The sequence below is a fragment of the Cypionkella aquatica genome, from assembly GCF_030161095.1.
Lineage (GTDB): Bacteria > Pseudomonadota > Alphaproteobacteria > Rhodobacterales > Rhodobacteraceae > Cypionkella > Cypionkella aquatica.
Genome location: NZ_BSPP01000002.1, coordinates 299,941 through 316,022, shown reverse-complemented (window position 1 = coordinate 316,022; position 16,082 = coordinate 299,941). Strand labels below are relative to the sequence as shown.

Annotated in this window: 14 protein-coding genes; 3 read left to right on the top strand and 11 right to left on the bottom strand. The window is 61.8% G+C overall.

The window, feature by feature from the left end; all coding sequences use genetic code 11:
* Positions 1-1,705 precede the first annotated feature (1,705 nt).
* Complete coding sequence (locus tag QQJ98_RS02200; RefSeq protein WP_284323676.1) at positions 1,706-3,319, bottom strand: GMC family oxidoreductase; 1,614 nt, start codon at positions 3,317-3,319, stop codon at positions 1,706-1,708.
* 212 nt (positions 3,320-3,531) lie between these two features.
* Between QQJ98_RS02200 and sugE the strand changes: the two genes are divergently transcribed.
* Complete coding sequence (gene sugE / locus QQJ98_RS02195; RefSeq protein ID WP_284323675.1) at positions 3,532-3,852, top strand: quaternary ammonium compound efflux SMR transporter SugE; 321 nt, start codon at positions 3,532-3,534, stop codon at positions 3,850-3,852.
* Between the two features lie 61 nt (positions 3,853-3,913).
* Entirely contained in the window at positions 3,914-4,279 is a 366-nt protein-coding gene (locus tag QQJ98_RS02190) for a YciI family protein (RefSeq protein ID WP_284323674.1), read from the top strand.
* A gap of 116 nt (positions 4,280-4,395) precedes the next feature.
* Here the strand turns inward: QQJ98_RS02190 and QQJ98_RS02185 are convergent, their stop codons facing one another.
* The 8 genes from QQJ98_RS02185 to bcoG all read right to left on the bottom strand — a co-directional run bounded on the left by QQJ98_RS02185 (position 4,396) and on the right by bcoG (position 12,446).
* A complete protein-coding gene (locus QQJ98_RS02185) occupies positions 4,396-5,190 on the bottom strand; it encodes a carnitinyl-CoA dehydratase (protein WP_284323673.1) in 795 nt (264 codons plus the stop codon).
* A gap of 3 nt (positions 5,191-5,193) precedes the next feature.
* Positions 5,194-7,182, bottom strand: a complete 1,989-nt coding sequence (locus QQJ98_RS02180) for an acetate--CoA ligase family protein (RefSeq protein ID WP_284323672.1) — start codon at positions 7,180-7,182, stop codon at positions 5,194-5,196.
* A gap of 250 nt (positions 7,183-7,432) precedes the next feature.
* Positions 7,433-7,735, bottom strand: coding sequence for an Rdx family protein (locus QQJ98_RS02175; RefSeq protein WP_284323671.1), 303 nt, complete (start codon positions 7,733-7,735; stop codon positions 7,433-7,435).
* 15 nt (positions 7,736-7,750) lie between these two features.
* Positions 7,751-8,914, bottom strand: a complete 1,164-nt coding sequence (locus tag QQJ98_RS02170) for an acyl-CoA dehydrogenase family protein (RefSeq protein ID WP_284323670.1) — start codon at positions 8,912-8,914, stop codon at positions 7,751-7,753.
* Positions 8,915-8,925: 11 nt separating this feature from the next.
* The gene (locus QQJ98_RS02165) at positions 8,926-9,678 is read right to left on the bottom strand and encodes an SDR family oxidoreductase (RefSeq protein WP_284323669.1); all 753 of its coding nucleotides are present in this window, start codon (positions 9,676-9,678) and stop codon (positions 8,926-8,928) included.
* The gene (locus QQJ98_RS02160; protein ID WP_284323668.1) at positions 9,675-11,141 is read right to left on the bottom strand and encodes a carnitine 3-dehydrogenase; all 1,467 of its coding nucleotides are present in this window, start codon (positions 11,139-11,141) and stop codon (positions 9,675-9,677) included. The genes QQJ98_RS02165 and QQJ98_RS02160 overlap by 4 nt, the downstream gene beginning before the upstream one ends.
* Before the next feature lie 43 nt (positions 11,142-11,184).
* Positions 11,185-11,523 carry a hypothetical protein gene (locus QQJ98_RS02155; RefSeq protein ID WP_284323667.1) on the bottom strand — a complete coding sequence of 113 codons (339 nt, stop codon included), beginning with the start codon at positions 11,521-11,523 and terminating at the stop codon, positions 11,185-11,187.
* An 8-nt stretch (positions 11,524-11,531) separates the two neighbouring features.
* Positions 11,532-12,446, bottom strand: a complete 915-nt coding sequence (bcoG, locus tag QQJ98_RS02150; RefSeq protein WP_284323666.1) for a 3-dehydrocarnitine:acetyl-CoA trimethylamine transferase BcoG — start codon at positions 12,444-12,446, stop codon at positions 11,532-11,534.
* Positions 12,447-12,519: 73 nt separating this feature from the next.
* Here bcoG and QQJ98_RS02145 point away from each other — a divergent pair, with 73 nt between their 5' ends.
* Positions 12,520-13,500, top strand: coding sequence for a GlxA family transcriptional regulator (locus QQJ98_RS02145; RefSeq protein WP_284323665.1), 981 nt, complete (start codon positions 12,520-12,522; stop codon positions 13,498-13,500).
* On the opposite strand, the gene QQJ98_RS02140 is transcribed toward QQJ98_RS02145, so the two are convergent.
* On the bottom strand, positions 13,432-13,947 hold the full coding sequence (locus tag QQJ98_RS02140; RefSeq protein WP_284323664.1) for an MgtC/SapB family protein: 516 nt from the start codon (positions 13,945-13,947) through the stop codon (positions 13,432-13,434). The two genes, QQJ98_RS02145 and QQJ98_RS02140, sit on opposite strands and share 69 nt — an antisense overlap.
* Positions 13,948-14,004: 57 nt before the next feature.
* Positions 14,005-16,017: a M3 family metallopeptidase gene (locus QQJ98_RS02135; protein ID WP_284323663.1), complete on the bottom strand. Its 2,013-nt coding sequence runs from the start codon at positions 16,015-16,017 to the stop codon at positions 14,005-14,007.
* Positions 16,018-16,082 lie beyond the last annotated feature (65 nt).

Here is a 16,082-nt window from a genome sequence, read left to right as displayed (position 1 = left end):
CTCGGTGCGCTTTGCCAATGCCTACACCGCCTCGCCACTCTGCGCACCCGCGCGTGCCGCCTTCATGTCAGGCGCGCTGCCCCGCCGCACGCGGGTCTATGACAACGCCGCCGAGTTCGCGTCAGATATCCCGACCTACGCCCACCACCTGCGCCGCGCGGGCTATTACACCTGCCTGTCCGGCAAGATGCACTTCGTCGGCCCCGACCAGATGCACGGCTTTGAAGACCGTCTNGGCAAGATGCACTTCGTCGGCCCCGACCAGATGCACTTTTTTAATGATACGGCGACCACCGAGATCTACACCGCCGATTTCGGCTGGACGCCAGACTATCGCAAACCCGGCGAGCGCATCGACTGGTGGTATCACAACTTAGGCAGCGTGACGGGCGCAGGCGTGGCCGAGATCACCAACCAGCTCGAATATGATGATGACGTCTGCCACCAAGCCGTGCAGAAAATCTATGACCTGTCGCGTGGCCTTGATCCGCGCCCTTGGTGCCTGACCGCCAGTTTCACCCACCCGCACGACCCCTTCGTGGCGCGGCGCAAATACTGGGATCTTTACAACGACGCCCCCGAACTGGAGCCGCCAGCCCCCCTCGCCTATGAAGAAATGGACCCCCACTCGCAACGCCTGATGGACGCTTGCGACTGGCGCGGGCTGGAAGTCACCCCAGACCATATCCGCCGCGCCCGCCAAGGCTATTTCGCCAACATCTCCTACGTCGATGCCAAAATCGGTGAGATTTTTGAGGCCCTAGAGGCCACGCGCCAAGAAGCCATCGTGATCTTCGTCTCGGATCACGGAGAAATGCTGGGCCGTAAAGGCCTATGGTTCAAGATGAACTTCTTCGAGGGCGCATCCCGCGTCCCCCTGATGATCTCCGCCCCCGGCCTTGAGCCGAAACGCATCGACACGGCTGTCTCGACCATCGACCTCACACCCACTCTCTGCGATCTGGCAGGCATTTCGATGGACGAAGTCATGCCCTGGACTGACGGCGAAAGCCTGCTGCCCCTGGCAACAGGCACCCCTCGGACCAGCCCCGTCGCCATGGAATACGCCGCTGAAGGCACCATCACGCCAATGGTCGCGCTGCGCATGGGCGCGTGGAAATATATCCACTGCCCCGCCGACCCTGATCAGCTTTACGACCTCGCCGCCGACCCCGAGGAAAACCACAACCTCGCCGCCGACCCGCGCGCCGCCGAAGTCCTCGCCCACTTCCAGACCATGACACAAGACCGCTGGGACATCCCCGCATACGACGCCGAGGTCCGCCAATCCCAAGCCCGCCGCTGGGTGGTCTACGAGGCGCTTCGCAACGGCGCCTACTATCCTTGGGATCACCAACCCCTACGCGCCGCGTCCGAGCGCTACATGCGCAACCACATGGATCTGAACGTGCTGGAAGACAACAAACGCTTCCCGCGCGGCGAATAACCAAGACGAATTTCAAAGAAAGGCGAAATTCGGGCGCGCGGCACGGTTTGCACGCTTTCTGACAAGCAAAGCGCGCGGACCCGCCCGAAGCCTCCGGCGGGAGTATTTCAAAAAGAGCAAATCCCTAAGCAATTGCTCTTTTTGAAATACTCCCCGCGGAGCGTCCAACCGATCCGCCAAGACAACATCTCAGATCGGCTCCCGGCAGCGCCGCCGAGAGGGGGCTCGATGCCCCCCGAGGCGGCACCTTGGCTTGACTCACCGCGCGTCCGCGAGCACCCGAGCAGCCCCGATCCAGCCCATCAGCATGGCGGGCGCGTTGGTGTTGCCCGCGATCAGATTTGGAAAGGCGCTGGCGTCAATCACGCGCAGGCCTTGCACGCCATGCACCCGGCAGCCCGCATCTACCACCGACGTTTCCGCATCCGGCCCCATCCGCGCGGTGCAGCTGGGGTGATAGACCGTGCCAGAGCGTTGGCGAAAATCCGTGATCAGATCGGCGTCGCTTTGCACGCCCACACCCGGGCGCAGTTCTTCGGCGATCAGGCTGGCCAAGGCGGGCTGTGCTGCAATATGGCGCAGGTATTTCACCGCCGCCAGCATCTCGGCCACGTCATGCTCGGTCGAGAACGCATTGGCGGTGATCACCGGATGCGCCAACGGATCGGGTGTGTTGATATAGATATGCCCGCGCGAGGTCGGGCGGCAGTTCGACAGGCCAATCGACAGGCCGGGGAACGGATCGGGTGTCAGCAAAGGCCGCTCGCCAGCTTTCGGCAGCAGGGTCGAGAACGCTTGCAGATAGAGCTGCATGTTGGGGCGTTCCAGATCGGCGCTGGTCTTGAAAAACCCACCTGCATGGTTGATCGACTTTGCCAGCGGACCGCCACCGGTCAGGAAATACTGCATGCCTGCGAACAGCTTCCCCCACCACGGCCGCAAGAGGTCGTTATAGGTCGCAACTTTCATCCGCCATGTATAGTTGATGCCCTGATGATCGCTCAGGTGATTGCCGACATTCGGGTTATCCAGCACCACCGGCAGACCCAGCCCAGACAGCAGCGCCCCCGGCCCCACTCCCGACAATTGCAGCAGTTGGGGCGAGTTGATCGCACCGCCCGACAGGATCACCTCGGCATTGCAGCGCAACTCTTGCCGCACACCTCCCCGCAGATACTCGACCCCCACTGCGCGCTTGCCCTCAAACAGCACCCGCGTCACCTGTGCGCCAGTGATCACGCTCAGGTTCGCCCGCTTCATCGCCGGACGCAGAAACGCCCGCGCCGCCGAGTTCCGCCGCGCGTTTTTGATCGTCATCTGATAGGTGCCGGCGCCCTCTTGCTCGGCGCCGTTGAAATCGCGGTTATAGGCCAGACCGCCCTGCCCGCAGGCCTTGATGTAATCCTCGACCAGCCAATGCAGGCCCTTGCGGTTCTCGCTGATAAACAACGGCCCACCCTTGCCCCGCCACGCATCGCCGCCCGCCTCGGTATCCTCCATCGCCTTATAGGCGCTCAGGCAGTCGTCCCAGCCCCAGCCCGGACTATCCGCCCCCCATTCGTCATAATCCGCCTTGTGGCCGCGAATATACACCATCGCATTGATGCTGGACGACCCGCCCAGCAGCTTGCCGCGCGGCCAATGATCGCGCTGCCCGTTCAGCCCCGGATCGGGTTCGGTCTGATACATCCAGTTCACCGCCGGATCGTAAAACAGCTTGCCGTACCCCAACGGCAGCTGCACATAAAACCGCCGATCCGACCCGCCCGCCTCCAGCACCACGACCTTGTGCTTGCCACTTGCGCTCAGCCGATCGGCCAGCACCGACCCCGCCGAGCCTGACCCCACAATGATGTAATCCGCGTCTTGCATATCCGGCCCCTTGCGCCCCGGTGGCAACCGGGCTTCGCGTTTGTAACGACCCAGTGACGCCGCACCTTGCGAGCATACGACAAAATATGTCGGTTTTGCCCAAACCGCACCGCTTGCACAGCGGCGATGCCCGCTTCATACTCTGCGGGCGCAGGACGGCCTGCGGCATCACGCACCGCTCCGGGACGGCCCGGTTTGTTGATGAGGGCCAAATGGCTTGGATTTACCTGATTATCGCCGGACTCCTCGAAGTCGTCTGGGCTTATTCGATGAAGAAGTCCGAAGGCTTCACCCTGCTCACCCCCAGCTTGATCACGCTGGTCACCATGGCCGCCAGCTTTGGCCTGTTGGCCTTGGCGATGCGCAGCCTGCCTTTGGGCACCGCCTATACGATCTGGACGGGCATCGGCGCGGTCGGGGCCTTCTTCCTTGGCATCACCATGTTGGGTGAGGCCGCGACCCCGATGCGCCTGATCGCCGCCGCCCTGATCGTCAGCGGCTTGGTGCTGATGAAACTCGCCAGCCCGCATTGAGGCCAAGCGTTTTCGGTAAACTACGCTAGTCTGATCCTGCCCCGCAGCAAGGAGACATCAGATGCGCGTCATGGTGATTGTCAAATCCACAACGGACAGCGAAGCAGGCCTGATGCCCTCACCCGAAGCTTGGGCCGCGATGGAGGCTTTCAATACCGAGCTGGCCGCCGCAGGCATCACCCGCGCCATGGGTGGATTAAAGCCGTCCAGCCTTGGCAAACGCGTGCGTTTTGATGGCACGGGACGCACCATTTCCGATGGCCCCTTCGCCGCGACCAACGAGGTCATCGCAGGCTTCTGGATCTGGCAGGTCAAGGATATGGCCGAGGCAGTGGATTGGGTCACCCGTTGCCCCAATCCGATGCCCGGCCCGTCTGAAATCGAAATCCGCCCGATGTATGAGGATGCAGATTTTGCAGATAAATAGCCGAATGTTGTCGCTGTAGCGGTGCCGAATAGCAGCCTTGCACTACATCCTGCTATCACTTTTTACAAACCTACCACCTACAGAAATTTGTCTCAGCGGGGACACATTCTCGGGGCCTAGCGCCCCTTCCACACCGGATCACGCTTTTCGGCAAAAGCCTTTGCGCCCTCTAGCTGATCCTCAGAGGAATACAGCTTATCCACCGTTGGCAGCAGCCGCTTGGACACCCGGTTCAGCGCGTCTTGAAAGCGCATGTTCTCGGCTTCGCGCACCACTTCCTTGATCGCGGCATAGACCAGCGGCGGGCCAGATTCGAGCAGCCGCGCCAGATCCCAAGCCTTGGGCAGCAGCTCTTCGGACGTGGTGATTTCCTTCACGATCCCCCAGCGCAGCGCTTCTTCGGCGTCAAACCAGCGGCCCGTCAGCAGCAAATCCATCGCAACATGATAGGGAATACGCTTGGGCAGCTTGATGCTGGCCGCATCGGCCACGGTGCCCGACCGGATCTCTGGCAGCGCAAAAGTGGCGTTAGCCGAACACAGGATCAGATCGGCGGAGAGCGCCAATTCCAACCCGCCACCACAGCAGATGCCATTCACCGCCGCGATCACCGGCTTGTTCAGGTTCGGCAATTCCTGCAAGCCGCCAAAGCCGCCCACGCCGTAATCGCCATCCACCGCATCGCCATCCGCCGCCGCCTTCAAATCCCAACCGGGGCAGAAGAACTTCTCACCCGCCGCGCGCAGGATACACACCCGCAGGCTGTCATCATCGCGGAAATCGCGGAACACTTCGCCCATCACCCGGCTGGTTTTCAGGCTGATCGCATTGGCCTTGGGCGCGTCGAGCGTCACTTCAAGGATAGCGCCCTCACGGCGGGTTTTGATCGGGCCTTCGCTGCGCATTTCCATCGCTTACACCTTCCTGATTAGGGCATCGACCGCCACGGCACCGCTTTGGCGCACAAGGATCGGATTGATCTCAATTTCCTCAAGGCTTTGGTCGGCCAGCATCAGATTGCCCAAAGTGACGGCAATATCCGCCACCGCCGCCATGTCGGCGCGCGGGCGGCCCCGGTAGCCATCCAGCAACGGCCACAGCCGCAAGCCCCGCATCGCCTGCAGAATCTGCGCCTGCGTGGCGGGCAAGATCAGCGTCACGGTATCGGCCAGAACCTCAGCCGTCACTCCGCCCATCCCCAGCGTCAGACTGACGCCATAAATCGGGTCACGCCGCAACCCCAGCAGGATTTCGCCCACCGTGCCCGTCACCATTTCCTCAACCAGATAGCCCGTCGCCCCCGGCATCTCGGCTTGCCCCGCAAGGCTGGTCAGCCCCAGACGCACCGCGCCCGCTTCGGTCTTATGCGCAAACCCCAAGCCTTTCAGGGCAAACGGCGCGGTCAGTCCCGCAGCCCCCGCGACCACCTCGGCAAAGATCCCAGACACCGCACGCGGCACAGCCACACCGGCTGTCGCCAGCAAAGCCTTGCCCTCGGCCTCGGACAGCATCGCACTGTCGCGCGGCGGCAAAGCCCGCGCCGGACGCCAACCCGCCACTCCCGGCGCCAGTTGCGCCGCCTTCACCGCAGCCAGCGCCGTCTCCAACCCCATCAGCGTTACGACACCCTGATCCATCAAGGCAATCGCCGCAGCCTCATCGAAGTTTTCGGGCATCGAGGCGACAGGCAAAGCGATCTTGCCGCTGACCTTCTGCGCAGACACGATGGCATCCAGCGCAGGCTGATACCCTGCCGGATCACAGCGGTCGCCTCTCGGCGGGTCGATGATGTAAAGCCCCGCGTCATAAGCCTCGAGCATCGCGGTGAAAACCTCGGTGGTTTTCGGCCCATCACCCCAAATAAAAGTATGGTAATCCAGCGGATTGGAAATCGTCGGAATCTCGCCCAGCACGTTGAACAAGCGATCATGCGTGGCCTGCGGCACCGGCGGGAAATCAATCCCATAAGGTGCCGCCAAATCTGCCACCAACCCCGCCTCACCGCCCGAACACGACAGGCTACAAATGCGCGTGCCAATCTGCGGGCCGTGGGTGTGGAAAATCTTCAGCGTCTCAATCAGCTCCGACGGCGTGTTCACCTCTGCCACACCGATCTGGCGCAGAAACGCCGAAGACGCCGCCCCGCCGCCCGCCAAGGATGCGGTATGGCTGGCAGCTGCCGTCCGGCTCAACTCGGTCTTGCCCGACTTGATACAGACAACGCCCTTGCCCATCGCCCGCGCGCGTTCCGCCAAAGCCGCAAAGGCAACGGCGTCGTCGATGCCTTCAATATACATGCCCAAAGCCGTCACGCGCGGATCATCCAGCAAAGCGCCCGCCAGATCAGCAAGCCCCACCACCGCCGCATTGCCCAAGCACGCCACATAGGCCACCGGCAAAGCCCGCTTCTGCATGCCAAGATTGATCACGATGTTCGAGGATTGGCTGACCAAAGCCACACCCTTTGTCACCGGAATCCCGCCATGCTGATCCGGCCACAACAGCGCCCCGTCAAGGTAATTGATCACCCCATAACAATTCGGCCCAAGGATCGGCATATCCCCCGCCGCCGCCACCAGCTTGGCCTGCAAATCAGGCGCACCCGCTTCCGTCCAACCCGAGGCAAAACAAATCGCGCCACCCGCCCCCATCGCCGCCAGTTCCCCCACCACCTCAATCGTCGCAAAGCGATTGACGCCGATAAAGGTCGCATCCGGCGCGCTTGGCAGGTCGGCAAGGCTGGCATAGGCGCGCAACCCGCCAATCTCAGCCTTGGTCGGGTGCACAGGCCAGATATCTCCGGCAAAGCCCATCTTGCGGCATTGCTCGATGACATTCAGCGCCCAACCAGCCCCCAGCACGGCAATGGATTTCGGGCGCAACAGACGGTCGAGGTTCTTCATGCCCAACCTCCGCACCCTGCATCCGCGACCGGGGCGCTGCCCCGGCCCCCGGGATATTTAGAAACGGATGAAAGGCAAAGTGGGCGCCTCCCTGCCAACACGGACAGGGAGGTTTCACCCGTTACCGTCATCGGCGTCCCCGCCTGTTCGGTGATGTGATTCTGACGCAAAGAGCTTAACATCGCGTTACTTTCATCTGTTCCTAAATATCCCGGGGTCCGGGGCAGCGCCCCGGGGCTGGCGGCAGGCGCTAGCCCTGATCTTTTGTCGCCCTGTCGATATGCCCCAGATCACGCTCTGGCCACACCCGATCCCGCACCATTTGCTTCAGCACCTTCACATCAGGAAAGCCGCCCTTTTCCTTGCGATCCCAGATCACTTCGCCATCCAGCGTGATCTGAAACAGCCCCCCCGTCGCCGGGATCAGCGTGACAGAGGCGATGTCTTGCCCAAAAGTCGACAGCAATTCCTGCGCCATCCAAGCCGTGCGCAAAAGCCAGTTGCATTGGGTGCAATAGCTTAACGTGATCACCGGACGCGGTGTTTCCGTCATGTTCAAGGCCTTTCACTAGGCGCCAAAGGGCCGCAACAACTCGCGGCTGATGATGTGGCGCTGGATTTCCGAAGTCCCTTCCCAGATACGCTCCACCCGCGCATCGCGCCAGATGCGTTCCAGCGGCAATTCGTCCATCAACCCCATGCCGCCGTGGATCTGGATTGCCTCATCCGCGATCATCGCCAGCACTTCGGTCGCTTTCAGCTTGGCCATCGACATATCGGCCTCGGTCACCGTGTTCTGATCGTATTTCCAAGCGGCCTCGCGTGTCAGCAATTCCGCAGCCTTCAACTCCATCGCCATATCGGCCAGTTTGAAGCTGATGCCTTGGAATTTGCCGATTTGCTGGCCGAACTGCTTGCGCTCGGCAGCATAGCTGATCGCATGGCCCAGCGCGCGCTCTGCCCGCCCAAGGCAGGTTGACGCCACTTGCAACCGCGTCGCCCCCAGCCATTTGCCGGCGACCTCAAAGCCCTTATGCACCTCGCCGAGGATCTGGCTGGCAGGCAGTCGGCAATCGTCAAACTCCAGAATCATGTTGTTGTAGCCACGGTGCGACACGTTGCGATAACCCTCGCGCACGGTGAAACCCGGCGTACCTTTATCGACCAGAAACGCCGTGATCAGCTTTTTCGGGCCGCGCGGCGTGTCTTCCTCGCCCGTCGCCACCCAGACAATCGCGAAATCGGCCACGTCCGCGTGGCTGATGAAATGCTTGGTGCCATTCAGGACATAATCGTCGCCATCTGCCTTCGCGAAAGCCTTCATCGAGCGCAGATCAGAGCCTGATCCCGGTTCGGTCATCGCCTGACAGTCGTGCTTTTCCGCCCGAATACAGGGGAACAGATACTTCTCGCGCTGCTCTGGTGTGCAGGCCAGAAGGATGTTGGAAGGCCGTGCCACGCAGTTCCAGTGCAGCGCATAGTTGGCTTTGCCAAGTTCCTTTTCGTAAAGCAACCACGTCAGGGTGTCGAGGCCAGCGCCGCCGACCTCTTCGGGCATATTGGCGGCGTAAAGCCCGGCCTCCACCGCCTTTTTCGAGATTTCCTTCAACAGTTCGCGGCGCAGAACCCCGGTGCGTTCGACCTCGGCCTCATGCGGGAACAACTCGTTCTCCACAAAGGCGCGGGTGGTGTCCACGATCATCTGTTGTTCTTCAGACAGACCAAAATTCATCTTACTTTTCCTTACGGATCAACATTATACGTCATGCCATCGACAGCCAGCGCCTGACCCGACACCATGCGCGCGCCGTCAGAGGCCAGATACAGCGCCATCGCTGCCACATCTTCGGGGTCGCTTAGCCGTTTTAGCGCCGTGCCCGCCGCATAGCCTTGGCGCACCGCATCGGGCGTCATGCCCTTGGCCTGCGCCTCCGCCTCAATCACCCGGTCGATGCGCGGGCCATTGACCGAGCCGGGGCAGATCGCGTTGGCGCGGATGCCATGCGGCCCCAGCTCCATCGCCACGGTTTTCATCAGCCCAATGACGCCCCATTTCGCCGCCACATAGGGCGCGCGGAACGGTGTGCCATAGAGGCCCGAGGTGGACGAGATGAAAATCATCACGCCCGATTTCGCCGGTTTCATCAGCCTTGCGGCGTGCTTCGCGGCCAGCATCGCGCCATCGAGATTAACCGCCAGACACTGATGCCAACCGTCAAGCGGCATATCCTCAATGCCCGCCGTCGGCCCTTTGATCCCGGCATTGGCGCAAAGCACATCCAGCCCGCCCCAGTCGCGCGCCACGTCGGCAAACAGCGCCTGCATCGCGGGTTCCTGACTGGCATCGCAGACCGAGCCACGGATTCCTGCGGGCAAAGCGCTCACCATGCCCGCATCCACATCCGTCACCCACACGCGATAGCCCGCCCCGGCAAAGGCTTGCGCCATCACCAGACCAATGCCAGTCGCGCCTGCGGTGATCAGAACGCGTTTCACTTTTTCTGCCCCACAGCACGGCCCGCACCTTCGGGCAACGGCAGCGCGGCGTGACCATCAGCGATGGCTTTCAGCTTGCCCCAAACCTCTGCCGAAGCGGGGGCGGATTTGCCCGTGGCCATGTTCACATGCAAGCAAAGCTGCTCAATCGTGGCGACGCAATCGTCGCCCTTCATGATCCGCACGAAGGAACGAAAGCGCTTTTCATCGGCGCTGATGATCTGGATCGTGCCGGTCAGCTTGTCGCCCAGCTTGGCCTCGCCCAGATGGCGGATATGGGTTTCGGCCGAGTAGAACGAATTCCCCGCCGCCACATAATCCATCCCCGCCCCAATCAGCCGCAGGAAGGCGTCGACGGTTTCGGAATTGGCGAAGTAATAGCGGCTTTCGGTCATGTGGCCGTTGTAGTCGATCCACACCGGCAGCACCTGCATATGCGCCAATACCAAAGGCTCGGCTTTCGGTGCGGTGTCGATTTCAGCATGGAAAGCAACAGCGCGGGCCGCGTCATGCTCGCGCAGGACCTTGCCCGCGCCCCAGTTGCGATCCTTCAGCGCGCGCAGGAAGCCGATCAGGTTGCTGTCGCGGATCCGCTCCAACTCGCGGATGGTGTGGTGGCCCGATTGCGCATCGGATTGGCCCGCGATCAGGTCCACGAGTTCGTCGTTGAACTCGGGCACGTCCATCAGCTTGGTCCAGGGCCAGGTCAGGCAGGGGCCGAACTGCGCCATGAAATGCTTCATCCCGGCCTCGCCGCCCGCGACGCGATAGGTTTCAAACAGCCCCATCTGACCCCAGCGCAGACCAAAGCCCATGCGGATCGCTTCGTCGATTTCCTCGGTGGTGGCGATGCCATCCTTCACCAGCCAAAGCGCCTCGCGCCAGACGGCTTCCAGGAAACGGTCGGCGATATGGGCGTCGATTTCCTTGCGCACATGCAGCGGGAACATGCCGATTTCGCGCAGGATTGTCTTGGCGTTCTCGATCACCGCCGGGTCGGATTTCGGCGAGGGCACAACCTCGGCCAGTGGCAAAAGGTAAACCGGGTTGAACGGGTGGGCGACAAAGATCGTCGCCGGGTTCGCGGCATTCTCCTGCAACTCGGATGGCTTGAAGCCAGAGGTTGATGAACCAATCGGCGTGCCCAATTCCGCCGATTGTTGGATCTGTGCAAACACGCGATGCTTCAGATCCAGCCGTTCAGAAACGCTTTCCTGAATGTAATGCGCGCCTTCGACGGCTTCGGTGATGGTCTGTGCGAAGGACAGCACGCCCTCGGCACACATCGGCACATCACTCAGCGCCGGCAAAGCCGCCCGCGCATTGGCCATCACTTCGCTGATCTTGCGTTCCGCCTGCGGGTCCGGGTCGAACACCGACACGTTCCAGCCGTTGAGCAAAAACCGCGCCGCCCAGCCGCCGCCGATTACACCGCCACCAATGATTGCTGCTTTTCTGGTCATCGTTCCATCCGTTTCATATCGTTTGCTTGCCCATTGATTTATCTCAATCGGCACAAAGCACATTGATAGTCTCGCCTCGCTCCAAGATCGGCTCGCAGTAGGATCGGTTGACAACCGGCGCGCAGGTTTTGGTCGCGGCGAGGCAAGTTTGAGTTTCGCATTGGCTACCGTCAGAGCAGGATTTCCCCGCATCCTTTGCAGGTTGCTCCGGCTTTTTGCAGTAAGTCATTTGCGCGGCGATTCCGGTCCGTGCGAACTGCCCACCTTCCGCCTGACAGCTTGCGGCCATCGCCTTCTCGTCGCTGGTCTTTGGCGGCCGCTCATATCCGTCCACGCAAGAAACCAGAAACATCACAGCGAAGACCAGAAATGCGGGCTTCAACATGGGCCTCATTTCGCCAACGGCGCCCGCTTCTCCAGCTTCAGCTTCGCCCGCACCTCGGCAGGCGTAATCACCCGCGCGCCAAGGTTCGAGATGATGGTCACCGCCCGCTCGACCAGTTGCGCGTTGGTCGCCAGCACGCCCTTGTCCAGCCACAGGTTATCTTCCAACCCGACCCGCACGTTCCCCCCGGCCAAGACAGAAGCCGCGACATAGGGCATCTGGTTGCGGCCAATCGCAAAAGCGCTCCAATGCCAGTCGGCTGGCACATTGTTGACCATCGCAAGGAAGGTGTTCAAATCGTCCGGCGCACCCCATGGCACGCCCATGCACAGCTGCACCAAGGTCGGCGCCGGGATCACGCCTTCGCGCGCCAACTCTTTCGCCAACCACAGATGCCCGGTGTCAAACGCCTCAATCTCGATCCGCACGTCCGCCGCTGTCATGCGTTTGGCCATATCCCGCAACATGCCGGGGGTGTTGACCATCACATAATCGGCCTCGTTGAAATTCATCGTGCCGCAATCAAGCGTGCAAATCTCGGGCCGACATTCCAGCACATGCGCCACCCGCGCCGTAGCCCCGGCCATGTCGGAATGGCCCGCCATCTGACCCATCTTTTCGGTGCCATCGAACATCAGATCGCCGCCCATGCCCGCAGTCAGGTTCAGCACAACATCGGTGCCAGAGTCGCGCACGCGCTCGGTCAATTCGCGATACAAAGCCAGATCACGCGAAGGCTTCCCCGTCTCCGGATCGCGCACATGGCAATGCACCACCGCCGCCCCCGCCTTCGCCGCATCAATCGCCGATTTCGCAATCTGTTCGGGCGAGCGCGGCACATGCGGGCTGCGGTCCTGCGTGCCGCCCGATCCGGTGACAGCAGCGGTGATGAAAACTTCGCGGTTCATGGCCAAGGGCATGGGAATCCTCCAATTCGGTTGCCCACACCATAGCGGCCTTGCAACGCCGCGCTTGACGATTTACGCAACATTCATGGCAAAACCCGCAAAAATCTTCACAGGCCCAATCTTCAGCGCCGCCACAGCGCCCTTGACGCTGGCCCTGCTGGTGCTGCCGCAGTCGTCAATCCTCGAAGTCGCCTCAACCCTCGACCCGCTCCGCTCGGCCAACCGCCATATCGGACACGAGGCCTACCGCTGGCGCGTCGTCTCGCCTGATGGCCGCCCGGTGCCGTTGACCTGCGGGATAGAGCTGCCCTCGAACGGCCCGCTGACCGCCGCCGAGGGTGCCGATGCGCTGGTGGTGATCGCTGGTTTTCAGCAATGGCAGGCCGCACCGCAACCCTTGATCCGCGACCTTGCCCGCAATGCACCGCGTTTTGCGGCCATGGGGGGCATCGACGCAGGCGCTTGGGTTCTGGCCCGCGCGGGACTGCTCAACGGCTATAAAGCCACCGTGCATTGGGAGGATCTTGAGGATTTCGCCAGCCAACATCCGCAGATCGACGTCGCCCCCGACCGCTTTGTCATCGACCGCAACCGCTTTACCGCAGGTGGCGCCGCCCCGGCCTGCGATCTGATGCTGCACCTGATCCGCGCCCGCCATGGCCCGGCTTTGGCGCTGCAAGTCGCCGCCAGCTTCATCACCACCGCCCGCGATGGAGCCGAGCCGCAGATGGCCGCGACCAAACCCGACCCCCGCCTTGATACCCGCGTCGCCAGCGCCATCGCCCGGATGGAGGCGCGGCTGGATGCGCCCGAAACCACAGCCGAGATCGCCGCCGCCATTGGGCTTTCGCCGCGCCGGTTAGAGCAGATTTTCTATGAAAATCTGGGTCTGACCCCCGCCGCCCATGCGCTTGGCCTGCGCCTTGCCGCCGCGCGCCGGATGATCAATGACACCCGCCACCCCTTGGCCGAAGTGGCTTTGCGCTGCGGCTTTTCCTCAGCTTCCAGCCTGTCCCGCGCCTTCCGCGCCCAATTCGGCATCCCGCCCAGCACCCTGCGGCACTGACATATCCCGCGTTGCCTCTTTCAGCGGCGACAGGATCCGCAGCGCCACATAGGTCACCACGCTCAAAATCACCGCAATATCAACCAAACCATAGCCGACCGCCGCGCCCAAGGCCCCGGTCGCCCACAGGCTCGCCGCCGTCGCCGTGCCCCGCGCCTGCGCGCCTTGCTTCAGGATCGCACCGCCACCGATAAAGCCAACCCCGGTGATCAAGCCCTCCAACACCTTGGCCTGCTCGGGGCTGTCCTTGCCCAAAACCCCAATCGCAATGATCGCAAACCCACAAGCCGCCATCGCCACCAGCGGAAACGTCCTGATCCCCGCACTGCGCTCTTCCCGCTCGCGGTTCCACCCGATTGGCAATGCCAAAAGATAAGCCAGCACCAGCTTGATCAGATGCGACGCGGTTTCCTGCGCATCAAACGTCAGGTCAAAATAATTCATCATCGCCGCGCGAACTCCAAAATACTGCGCGGCGATAACGCCTTGATCTTGCGTTGGTTCCTAGACTTCTTCCAACAAACCGCGGCCCTTCAACAATGGCTCCACCCCCGGCATCCGCCCGCGGAATTTGGTGTAGAGCACATCCGGCTCTTCCGACCCACCCGCCGACAGAATAAACTGCTCCAGCCGCGCCGCCGTCGCGGGGTCAAACGCATCCCCCGCCTCTTCAAACGCCGCAAACGCATCGGCGTCCATCACCTCAGACCACATGTAGGAATAGTAGCCGCTGGAATAGCCGTCACCCGAGAAGATATGCGCGAAATGCGGCGTCGCATGCCGCATCCTGATCGCGCGCGGCATGCCCAAAGCTTCCAACACCTCGGCCTGCTTTTGCATCGGATCAGCGGGTGCCGCCCCCTCGTGAAACGCCAGATCGACCAAGGCCGAGGAAATAAACTCCACTGTCGAGAACCCCTGATCATAGGTCCCGGCATCCAGCAAGCGCTTGATCAGATCGGCAGGCATCGCCGCCCCCGTCTGCCAATGCCGCGCGTGCTTCTCCAACACCTCCGGCACTTCCATCCAATGCTCGTAAAGCTGGCTCGGCAATTCGACAAAATCGCGCGCCACCGATGTGCCGCTGATAAACCCATAAGTCACATTCGACAGCATCTGATGCAACGCATGGCCAAATTCATGAAACAGCGTGCGCGCATCGTCATAAGACAACAGCGCCGGATCACCCTTGGCGAAATTGCACACATTCACCACGATGGGCCGCTGATCACCACCCAATTTGCGCTGCGACCGCATCGCCGAACACCAAGCCCCCGAGCGTTTCGATCCCCGCGCAAAGTAATCGCCAATGAACACCGCAATATGCACACCATTCCGCGTCACCTCCCAAGCCCTTGCATCGGCATGATAAAGCGGGATGTCCAAGGCCCGGAACTCCAAGCCAAACAGCCGATTGGCACAATCGAACTGCGCCGCGAGCATTGCCTCCAGCCCCAGATACGGCTTCAACACTGCCTCATCCAGATCATGCTCTGCCACCCGCCGCTTCTCGGAATAATAGCGCCAATCCCAAGGCTCAAGCGGCCCGGCAATGCCATCGGCGTGCAAGCGTGCCTCCAAAACCGCCGCATCCTCCAAAGCCTTCGCCTTGGCCGGCGCCCAAACCCGCATCAACAAATCCCGCACCGCCGCAGGCGTTTTCGCCATTTCCGGCTCCAGCTTGTAATCGGCGAAACTGGCATAGCCGAGCAACGCCGCCCGCTCGGCCCGCAAAGCCAAAATCTCTGCCGCCACCGCGCGATTGTCGGTCGCGCCGCCATTCGCCCCGCGCAGCCCCCAAGCTTCATAAGCCTTCTGCCGCAACGCCCGTCGCGGTGAAAACTGCAAAAACGGCACGATCAATGACCGCGACAGAGTCACAACCGGCCCAGACGCACCCTTTTCAAGCCCCGCCGCCCGCGCCGAAGCCACCACAAAATCCGGCAACCCCTCAAGATCAGCCTCAGCCAATTCCATGAACCAAGACCGCTCATCCGCCAGCAAGTTCTGGCTGAACGTGGTGCCCAATACCGCCAGCCGAGATTTCACCGCCGTCAACCGCGCGGCCTCATCCCCGGCCAACAACGCCCCCGATCGCACAAACATCTGCCGATACAGCGTCAAAACCCGCAGTTGCTCCGCCGAAAGACCCAAGCCATCACGCCGCTGCCACAAATCTTCCACCCGGCCAAACAGCGCGGCGTTGTTGGTCACTTCTGACGCGAAAGCTGACATCTTCGGCGCAAGCTCCATTTGCAACGCCTCACGCGCCGCGGTCGAATCTGCACCAGCAAGGTTGTAAAACACCCCGCCCACCCGGTCCAACGCTCCTTCGGCCAGTTCCATCGCCTCAATCGTATTGGCAAACGTCACCTCCGCCTGCGCTGTGATCGCCGCAATATTCGCCCGCGCTTCCGCCAAAGCTGCATCAAAAGCCGGTGCAAAATCCGCGTCTTCAATCACCGCAAACGGCGGCAGCCCAAATTCCCCGTCCCAAGCGCCCAACAAAACATTCATCGCAAATCTCCTTTGCGCCAAAGCTAGGCACGCCACCACCCAAGGTCCAGCCTCAGCATTGCTCT